We start from the raw sequence: 1,359 nt of genomic DNA on the forward strand, positions 1-1,359 counted from the left end.
AGATTTTACAGCGCCATATTGCGCAAGCGCACCGCCTTGGCTATGCCCTGTAAATTGAAAATCTTTGGTTGGAAAAGCATCCAACGTTCCTTGACTGAAATGTTCATAATCAAAAAATTGGTTATCATATTCTGGCTCTTTTTTAGTCGCTAATCCGGCATTCGTAGACCAGTCTGCCAGTTCTTGCGATCCTCGCGAAACAAATACCATTGTTTCAAAAGATTTCACTTTCCCGCTACATACATCTATGTACTCTTTATACGGGACAACGGCCGCTGCTTGCAATCCATTTTCTTTATTTATCGAATTGACTGTCACCCATTCCGATTTATCCTCTAACCGGACGGTTGGCACTTTAGCCGCTTGTATTTCACTCATGGGACGAATCGTCTGCACCTTCAAGACTCGGCCCTCGTATATTTTATCTGACAAGCTAAAACTTTGTTGCTCCGTAATACTAGACAAATATATTCCTCCTAATCATGTTTATGTTATAATATGGTGGGGTGAGCATATGAGAAAAAAATGGGTCCTAACTACTTCCATAATTTTGATACTCATTATTATAATAACAGGAGGATACATATTTGTGAAACAACAACAAACAAAAGATTTAGAAGCAACCATATTGAAGACCGAGCAGCCACGGATAGAAAAATATCTAACTTACAATTATGTGGGCGTTCACGACGTTACATTAACAGGCACGCACACCAATCCTACAGGTGTTATTCATGTAGAAGGGTATGTCAATGATGATCCAAAACTTACATTTGATGCTGGTATCTACGATGATCATTTCGAAACTGCGTTAGACCCAACAACAGAAAATTTTCCTTTACTAAAAAATAAAGATCGTAGCGTCAAGACAGTATCGGAAATCGAAGCCGAAGAACAAAATAATTAAAAATAACCCAGGGCTCATGGAATCAATGAAACCCTGGGTTATCTTATACATAAGTTCAAATGTGAAAAGTCGGAATATTACGTAATGTCCGATTTACTCGAAGATGCTGGTTCTACGCCTATTTAATGGGGCTAAAGATTCATTTTTTGGAAAAATGCAAAAAAACCTTGCAAAAGCAACGGTTTTATGGTATAATAGTAGTGACTGGATATTTAGTTTAGTAGATAATTTTTACCATACCAAAGGGCTCTTGCCCTATAGAAAGGAAAAACCATATGACAAAACTCATAAATATAATACTTGAATGCTTAGACATGAAACACAAGATATCAGAAGTAATCGATGGGGCAGATCCTACTAAACTTCTAATATCTGTCTGTGTCTGTCTTTGCGTTTGCATCTGCTTTTATTTCTATAATTCTAATAAGCCTAGTAGCTCTACAGTTAATAAT

At 37.1% G+C, this 1,359-nt stretch carries 1 protein-coding gene and 1 pseudogene; one reads left to right on the forward strand and one right to left on the reverse strand.

From position 1 onward, the window contains the following. Positions 1-465, reverse strand: a pseudogene (locus DUK53_RS17660) (hypothetical protein); the annotation flags it as partial. Between the two features lie 124 nt (positions 466-589). On the opposite strand from DUK53_RS17660, the gene DUK53_RS17665 reads away from it, so the two are divergent. Next, a complete protein-coding gene (locus DUK53_RS17665; protein WP_161564270.1) occupies positions 590-907 on the forward strand; it encodes a DUF1433 domain-containing protein in 318 nt (105 codons plus the stop codon). The last annotated feature ends 452 nt before the right edge of the window (positions 908-1,359 follow it).

Origin of the sequence: Listeria sp. SHR_NRA_18 (assembly GCF_003856515.1) — a bacterium.
Taxonomy (GTDB): domain Bacteria; phylum Bacillota; class Bacilli; order Lactobacillales; family Listeriaceae; genus Listeria_A; species Listeria_A newyorkensis.